This window comes from Acetobacter fallax (genome assembly GCF_011516735.1).
In the GTDB taxonomy this organism is placed as follows: domain Bacteria; phylum Pseudomonadota; class Alphaproteobacteria; order Acetobacterales; family Acetobacteraceae; genus Acetobacter; species Acetobacter fallax.
In genome coordinates, this window is record NZ_WOSX01000076.1 from 1 (window position 1) to 8,215 (window position 8,215).

The window sequence follows — 8,215 nt, forward strand, 5'->3', positions numbered from 1 at the left end:
AACAATCAGAGACCATTCTTCGTCACTGACATCAGATGGATATGGTTTGCGCGCAGTATTCATCCATCTGTTCTGCAACACTCACGCCAGAAAATACATAACACCCTCTAGTCTGTTTCCGCTGTCTCAGGCTGCATTACTCGGTATGACGACACCCGAACAGTCTGCTTGTCAGAAAGAACGGAGAGGCTTCGGATGGGATATTTCCTCGCGATATGCATCTCCATGTGGTGAATTGTTTTCCGCCCGATCATTCGGTCATACAGGTTTTATCGTTACGTCTCTGTGGATCGATCCTGATAATGACGGTTTTGTTCTGATCCTGACCAATCGCGTGCATCCTTATGGCGGCGGAGGTGTTGTGTGTCTGAGGAAAGACGTTGCTGCGGCCATTGTGAAAATACTTGATGTCAGTAGTCATGTCTCGTGATTCCAAAGCAGCTCTTAACCAGAGGTTATAGGACGCAGGTATTTTTAAAGCTGGTCTGACCCGGTATCTGTTTTTAAGTTTTTAGATATGACGGGGTGGAAACACGCTGGCGCAAAGTTTGAAGCGTTCATCGGGACCGGTAATTTAATGGCAGAAAAACGCGATATCACGGTTATAGGCGGAGGCGTTACAGGACTCGCGACTGCCTGGGCCCTCCTGCGTGACGGACACAATGTTACGCTGACTGAACGGCACCGTGATGTAGGGCAGGAAGCGAGCTTTGCTAATGGTGGCCAGCTTAGCTATCGTTATGTTCGCCCGCTTGCTGATGCCGGTGTGCCGCAGGACGCTATATCCTGGTTGTTTCGGTCCAATTCTCCTGTTTCACTCCGTCTGCGAGCAGATCCGCACCAGTGGCGCTGGATGCTGGCATTCTTTCGTGCCTGCAATGCCGCCACAAATCACAAAAACAGTAACATTCTTCTCGATCTTGCTCTCCGCAGTCAGGCGGGTCTGAGCGAGTGGCGCGCGGACGGTCTGAAAGACTTTCTCTGGCGCCGCCCCGGGAAGCTCGTTGTCTATCGCAGCAAAAAAAATTTTCTGAAAGCGAGGGGAGGCGTCACTGACCCTGAGCGCGAACGTGTTCTTTCTCCATCTGAATGTGCCGATGTAGAGCCGGCTTTTGCATCCCTCTCGAAACAGATCGCCGGTGGTATATTCTCGCCGGAAGATGAGGTTGCTGACTGTTATCGTTTTTGTGAATCTCTGCTTGATTCGATGTCCCGGCATTCGTTGTTCAGACGGATTCACGGTAATGCATCCCTGAGCACAGGTGAGGGGGGACAATGTCTGATGCGGATTGACGGTCGGATACACGATACTGATCTTGTAGTTCTGGCTGCGGGAATATCATCCCGTCAGCTTGTCAGGCCGCTCGGTTTCGATTTGCCGCTTTATGGTCTTAAAGGGTACAGCCTGACGCATCAGCCTCGTATTGATACGATGCCAGATGTCAGTGTCACAGATTATGATAACCGGGTTGTTTACGCCCGGCTTGGCGATACCCTCAGGATTGCTGCGATGGTTGATATTGGTACACGAAATATGCGACCCGATCCGCGGCGCATCGCCAGTCTTCGCTCTCTCGCAGCGGCCGCTTTGCCCGAAGCGGGTCCATATGACGCTGCCGTGCCATGGGCCGGCATGCGCCCCGCTACCCCGGATGGAGTGCCTGTTATCGCACGCACCCGATGGCATAATCTCCTGTTGAACGTAGGACAGGGTGCACTGGGTTTTACTCTCTCAGTCGGATCGGCTTTGAAAGTGTGCGATCTTGTGGCAGGCGCCAGGCCAGCTGTTCACGATAAAGTCTGATGCAGAGGACGGGTCATGCGGGAAAATCTCTATAACCGGCGCCAGATGCTTCTGGGAAGCGTTGCCGCCGGCCTCGTAGCATCCGGCTTAAGAAACACTTCACGCGCGAGCACAGAACTTCAACTCCTTCCCGGACTCAACGGCTTGCTGGAGCCTGTGGAAATTCTCGAAGATCGCTGGGGTGTCCCGCACGTTCGTGCCCAAACCATTCCGGACGCATTCTTCGCAAACGGATATCTCATAGCGCGTGATCGTCTGTGGGAACTCGATTTCGGACATCGTCAGTCGCTGGGCAGGCTGGCGGAAGTTTTCGGTCCTGCGTTCGTAAGATCTGATACCGCAAACCGACTTTTCCTTTTTCGTGGTAACACCGAAGCGGAATTCGGAGGGTTTTCGCCGCTGGTACAGGCTTGTGCCCGTTCCTACGTGGCAGGAATCAACGCCCGTCTGGCCCAGGTGCGCAATATACCGACACTGCTTCCAACGGAGTTTCAGCTTTTCAACTATATTCCCCTTGAATGGGAAGTTCTTGATCTGATCAGAATACGTGCCGAACCAGCGGGAAACACCAAAGAAGAAATCCGGCGTGCCCGCCTCGCCGCTCGTGGCGGCCTAGCATACGATACGCTGATTACGCCCATCCGACCAGCTCATGATCTGCTGGTGCCGGAGGGGCTTGACGTTGCAGCTGTATCCGAAAAAGATATTGGTCTTTTCGGTGTCCTGCAGGAGCCCGTTTCATTCGGCCATATTCAGCAACCTGGTGATGCAGAGCATCGCTGGATGAACTCCGGCAGTAACTCATGGGTTATCGCGCCTTCGCGCACTGGAACAGGACGACCGATCCTCGCCAATGATCCGCATCTGAGCTTCGGACTCCCCGGCCCGCGTTATGTCATTCACCTGACTGCTCCAGGTCTGGATGTCATTGGCGGTGCCGGAGCCGGTATGCCCGGCGTCATGCAGGGGCATAACTCTCATATCGCGTTCGGACGCACTAACTTTCATATTGATCAGGAAGATCTCTTCATCCTGCATACCCATCCCGATCATCCTGATCATTATTTCCACGACGGAATGTTGAAACCGTTCGAAATCGCTGAAACACGTATTGCCGTACGCGGTGAAGAAAATGACCGGAACGTTAGATTACGCTACGCGGCGCAGGGACCAGTCGTGTCAGAAGACCTCATGCAAAGCAGAGCCACAGCCGTTGCTGCTTCCTGGCTCGCTCCCGGAGCAAACGGCCTTTTTGCCAATATCGGTATCAATCTCGCACAGGACTGGACAAGTTTCCGCGAGGCTCTCCGCGTTCACACCAGTCCTACCAATTTTACCTATGCCGATACGGTCGGAAATATCGGCTGGCAAGCGGCGGGCGGTCTGCCGGCGCGCGCCGATGGTCACGACGGTCTCCTGCCTGCTCCTGGAGATGGCCACTATGACTGGAAAGGACTGCAGCCTCTTGAGGCGCTTCCTTCCACATTCAATCCCGCCTGTGGCTGGTTCGGAACATCCAATGAAATGAATCTGCCTCCGGGCTATCCGGCCGAGGAGCGGCGCGTCAGTTTCGAGTGGAAAGATCCATTTCGCTACGAACGCGTCGCACAGATGCTGGATGCTACGTCCCGGGCCAGCCTGGCGGATAGTGTTGCTCTTCAGCATGACACTTTCTCGACGCTGGCAATGGAAATGGTCCGATTGTTGCCGCCCGTGCCACAGGAGCTGAATGCTGAAGCTTTATTGTTGAAGCACTGGAATGGTCGCGTGGATGCCAGCAGTGTCGGGGCTGCCATTTATGAAGTCTGGTGGACCCATCTGGAACGCGCGCTTTACGCTCTGATCATCCCGGAAAATCTGAAGGATCTGCTGCACGGCCCCGTCAACGCTTCCGTACAGCTTGCTCTTTTTCAGTCACCAGACACACGCTTCGGGACTGATCCGCTTCAAAGCAGGGATTTGATGCTACTGACTGCTTTCGGATCGGCTATCATGGAACTCAGAGAACGTCTGGGTTCCATGCCAGCAGCATGGCAATGGGGGAAACTCCATACTATCACGCTTCGCCATCCGCTATCGAAATCTCCTGATATGGAAGGTCGCTTCCAGGAAATCGGTGGTCTGTCAGCCGAAAGCGGAGGCGATCCGTACACTGTCATGGCACGATGGTATAATCCTCTGGCAAAAGGTCATGCGCCTTATGCCGTCACCGGCGGAGCAAGCTATCTGATGGTATGTGATGTCGGCGAGTGGGACTATTCCCTGTTCCTGAATTTTCCCGGCCAGTGCGGTGATCCGCGATCTCCGCATTATGCAGATTTTCTCTCGGAATGGATGAAAGGTTCTATGCAGCCTCTTGTATTTTCTGAAAAATGCGTCAGAGCCGCAGCTGTGAATCGAATCGTTCTGCAACCAGGAGACAGATAATGAAGTCATGGGCTGCCAGGTCAGTTCTGTGGGCGCTCGCGTTCAGTCCGGTAACTGCGGCGATGGCAGATACGCAGAACCACGCAGATCAGGCGATGGACGCCGTGCTGACGCGGGGTGACATCCGCCCGCTCGCCGCCGTCGCCGCCGTGCGCCTGCATAAAGGGCAGATCATTTATAGTTATTATGGGGGCTTCGCCAAGAAAACCGAAGCCTATGCCAGTCCCGTCAACGCTGATACGCTGTTTCGTATCGCATCCGTCTCCAAAGTGGTCACAACTATCGGACTGATGGAGCTCGTCGAGCAGGGCAAGATTGCTCTTGACCATGACGCTTCGGATTATGTCGGCTTCCGTTTGCGTAATCCTGATTTTCCGGATTCACCCATTACTCTGCGTATGCTTCTGAATCATACGTCAACAATCCGTGACGCTGATGGTTACACGATCCCTCCGGGTCAGAAAATTTCTGATTTGTTCAGCGACTCACGCAAACCGGGTCAGGATAATTATCACTTTGCGCACGGCGAAGGGCATAAACCCGGAAACTGGTTTCAATATTGCAATCTTTGCTACGGGGTGATCGGAACCATCATCGAGCGGGTCAGCGGCGAACGCTTCGACCATTATCAGCAGACACATGTCCTGATGCCTCTCGCCATAGACGGAGGCTATAATATAACGGAACTCACCCACCCCGAGCGGCTGGCCACACTCTATAGACACCCTGCCACGGGTTACGAAGCCGAAGTCGATATGGATCCGTCCAGAGGCTGGAGCCAGGAGGCGCTCGATACCTATACGCCCGGCACGAATGGCACACTGTTCTCGCCTCAGGGTGGATTGCGTATCGCACTCACGGGCCTCGTCCGGCTGGCCCGTTTTATGGAACAACGTGGCACGCTTGATGGTGTGCATCTCCTTTCACCAGAGAGTATCCGACTGATGGAAACGCCGACATGGCACTATGACGGCCATAACGGTATGTGCTCCTACCCGATCGCAAGCTACGGTCTCAGCATGATTAGTCTTACAGGTCAGAAGGATAGCAATGGTCGGCCGACCGTCCCCTGGCGCGGCTACCGTGGCGATCTGAAAGGACATCTCGGGGACGCGTACGGCCTCCATTCCGGTTTCTGGTACGATCCGGGGACCGGCGACGCCTTTCTCTTCGCTGCCGACGGTTATCCTGAGGAAGAACACATAAGTCCCGGCGTGTATTCATCCTTCACGCGCGTCGAAGAGAAAATTTTTACAGCTCTTGCTGGAATAATCCGATGATCGGACGACATGCCCGGTTGAATACATTACTGGCCTCCTGTGTGGGGGCCCTTGCCGCACTCTTCGTGGCTTCGGCCTCCTCCGCCGCACAGCAGGGCGATGCTACCTTCAGGACCCGGCTCTCGGAACTGCTCGCCATGCCATTCGCATCCGATCTCACTGGCGCCCGGAATGCCCCCGTGATCGCATGGGTTGAACGTCGGAATGGTATTCGCAATATTTTGATCTCCGATGATGGCAATGTTCCCAGGCGCGTCACGAATTACACGCAGGACGATGGCACTGATGTCTGGGGCCTCGCGCTCACTCCCGATGGCCGGACGCTCGCTTACGTGGAAGGTGGAGACCCGGAATATCCGACAGATACTCCACCCAATGCTGGACAGTTATCATTTTCAGGAAAACAGACCGTCCGCCTCATCCTTCCGTCCGGTCGCCAGGTTCTGGCTGGCGAGGGGCATTCCCCTGTGTTTTCGTCTGATGGAACACGGCTGGCTTTTAGTAACGGCGGGTCACTTCTTATCGGGCGTATCGGGGGGAAAACCGCACCCGTTTTCACGACACCTGGTGCTATCACCGGCATTCGCTGGTCGCCAGACGGGTCACGCCTCGCCGTGGAACTGGACCGCGGCTCCCATGGGCTCATAGCGCTGTGGGATGTCGCAGCGCGCTCTACACGCCTGACTTTCATCCCTCCGGCACTTGCCTCCGACCGTTTGCCGACTTTCTCTCCGGATAGCCGCTTTATAGCTTTTGTTCGTACGCGAGAGCCTCTTTCGAATGCACCGCCTGATAAAGGCCGCTTCTGGTCGCTCCATGTCTACGATTCTGCTGCCAGAGCCGAACACGTCCTGTGGACCGCGCCGGAGGGGCATGGATCGCGCTTTGCCGCACCTGAAGGCTTGTCACTGCAATGGACGCCATCCGGGCAAATTCTGTTCCCGTGGGAAGGCAGCGGATGGAGGCGCATCTGTGTGCTCCCTGCTATCGGCAGCACTGAACCCCATTGTCTGACACCCGATAACGCGGAGGTCTCGTCAGCTCGTCTGTCTCAGGATGGAAACAGTCTGCTTTACACAGCGAACGTCGGCGACCCGGATCAGTGGCGTGCCTGGTCGCAGTCGCTGTCAGGTAATCAGCCCGTACGCCTCATGACAGATAATGACGAGGTTACGAAACTTATCGTCGCGGGACCTGACATAGCCGTAATGGCTACTAATGCCACGCAAACAGCGCATCCGGTTGTTATGAGAGCGGCACAACAGAAAATGCCGGTAACCCCGATTCTTCCACAGGGTATGATATTTACCATGCCGCAATCAGTCCATTTTCGCAGCGACGATGGACTTGATCTTCATGGGCAGCTTTTCCTTCCGCCCGGCGCCACACCAGCACGCCATCCCGCGCTTCTGTTCGTTCATGGTGGCCCGCAGCGACAAATGCTACCCGCTTTCAATGCCATGGGGTACTATTCTAACGCCTATCTGATGAATCAGACGCTGGCTTCTCAGGGTTATGTTGTGTTGTCGGTAAATTACCGGAGCGGATCCGGTTATGGCGAAGCATTTCGCAATGCACCCGGGACGGGTCGTGCCGGAGCCAGCGAGTATCGCGATGTTCAGGCTGCTGCCGCCTGGCTGAAAGCCCGTTCTGATGTGGAGCCGGCGCAGATCGGTATCTGGGGTGGAAGCTGGGGTGGCTATCTCACAGCCCTCGCTCTTGCCCGGAACAGTGACACTTTTGCTGCCGGAGCAGATTTCCACGGTGTCCATGATATGACTGAACCGGACCATCCCGGCCTGTCTCCCGCACAGAACCGTTCTGCGCACGACATGGAATGGCGATCATCACCAGTAGCGGATATCGAACACTGGCATGCGCCGGTAATGCTGGTGCACGGTGATGACGATCGTAATGTCGAATTTGAACAATCCGTTCTTCTGGCACGAATGCTGACAACCCGTGGCATACCATATGAAGATCATGTTTTTTCTGGTGAACGTCACGCTTTTCTGCGTATGCAGGACTGGCTGACGGCCTATCTCTGGATGGACAGCTTCTTTGACCGCATATTGGTACATCGCAACTAATAACCAGACGGCCGGGTCTTACGTTAAGGCCATCATTCTATCAGGACACTGCATACAGACGCGACGACGTTCTTGCCCCGGCGCACATATCCTTCCTCCAGGTGCAAAGGCCGTGGACGTGCTCTGAACCAGGAGGACGGCTTGAGATTTCTACCGTAATCTTCTCCACTCATGTCCGGAAGTGTCACCTCCGGTTAAAAATTGTTGTCTTCAGTCATGCAGGTCTGGTCGAGGGAAGATCGTGTAGGTATGGTGGAATTGAAACGCACTCGAAATATCCCTGAGGATATGATGAAGGTGCTGTTCAGTCTGTCGCGAATGACTGGTACAGAAGGGAGTTTCACTGCGTTGCAACTGTCAGGTGGCGGCACTTTTTCGCGATGAGTCCTGCTTATATTATCGCCACGGGCGCGCTTGCCATTCTCACGATTATTATTTTGATTGCACGTTTTCGTTTCGAACCGATCATGACTCTGTTTGGTGTCGCCATACTTGTCGGTCTGCTAGAGCATAATCCGATCAGTCTGGTTCATATCCGGCGGCGGTGAAGCACGCTGCGGCCTGGCGATGAGAGATATCGTCAATTGCTCCACAGACGGTATCTTGAAGAGCGT

The 8,215-nt window shown here is 54.8% G+C and carries 6 protein-coding genes; all 6 read left to right on the forward strand.

Annotated elements, in window-relative coordinates:
* Positions 1-430, forward strand: a 430-nt coding sequence (locus GOB85_RS17880) for a beta-lactamase family protein (RefSeq protein ID WP_242011618.1), incomplete at its 5' end; no start/stop codon positions are given.
* Positions 431-577: 147 nt separating this feature from the next.
* Complete coding sequence (locus GOB85_RS17885) at positions 578-1,804, forward strand: FAD-dependent oxidoreductase (RefSeq protein WP_173578743.1); 1,227 nt, start codon at positions 578-580, stop codon at positions 1,802-1,804.
* Between the two features lie 15 nt (positions 1,805-1,819).
* The gene (locus tag GOB85_RS17890; protein WP_173578744.1) at positions 1,820-4,231 is read left to right on the forward strand and encodes a penicillin acylase family protein; all 2,412 of its coding nucleotides are present in this window, start codon (positions 1,820-1,822) and stop codon (positions 4,229-4,231) included.
* The gene (locus GOB85_RS17895; RefSeq protein WP_173578745.1) at positions 4,231-5,511 is read left to right on the forward strand and encodes a serine hydrolase domain-containing protein; all 1,281 of its coding nucleotides are present in this window, start codon (positions 4,231-4,233) and stop codon (positions 5,509-5,511) included. The genes GOB85_RS17890 and GOB85_RS17895 overlap by 1 nt, the downstream gene beginning before the upstream one ends.
* Positions 5,508-7,601 carry a S9 family peptidase gene (locus tag GOB85_RS17900; protein WP_173578746.1) on the forward strand — a complete coding sequence of 698 codons (2,094 nt, stop codon included), beginning with the start codon at positions 5,508-5,510 and terminating at the stop codon, positions 7,599-7,601. Before GOB85_RS17895 ends, GOB85_RS17900 begins: the two co-directional genes overlap by 4 nt.
* Positions 7,602-7,981: 380 nt before the next feature.
* Positions 7,982-8,149 carry a hypothetical protein gene (locus GOB85_RS17905; RefSeq protein ID WP_173578747.1) on the forward strand — a complete coding sequence of 56 codons (168 nt, stop codon included), beginning with the start codon at positions 7,982-7,984 and terminating at the stop codon, positions 8,147-8,149.
* The last annotated feature ends 66 nt before the right edge of the window (positions 8,150-8,215 follow it).

What these genes read in the sequence shown, in the direction of transcription:
- GOB85_RS17895 (WP_173578745.1), top strand. Translation starts at nt 4,231, where the DNA reads ATGAAGTCATGGGCTGCCAGGTCAGTTCTGTGGGCGCTCGCGTTCAGT.
- GOB85_RS17905 (WP_173578747.1), top strand. Translation starts at nt 7,982, where the DNA reads ATGAGTCCTGCTTATATTATCGCCACGGGCGCGCTTGCCATTCTCACG.
- GOB85_RS17890 (WP_173578744.1), top strand. Translation starts at nt 1,820, where the DNA reads ATGCGGGAAAATCTCTATAACCGGCGCCAGATGCTTCTGGGAAGCGTT.
- GOB85_RS17885 (WP_173578743.1), top strand. Translation starts at nt 578, where the DNA reads ATGGCAGAAAAACGCGATATCACGGTTATAGGCGGAGGCGTTACAGGA.
- GOB85_RS17900 (WP_173578746.1), top strand. Translation starts at nt 5,508, where the DNA reads ATGATCGGACGACATGCCCGGTTGAATACATTACTGGCCTCCTGTGTG.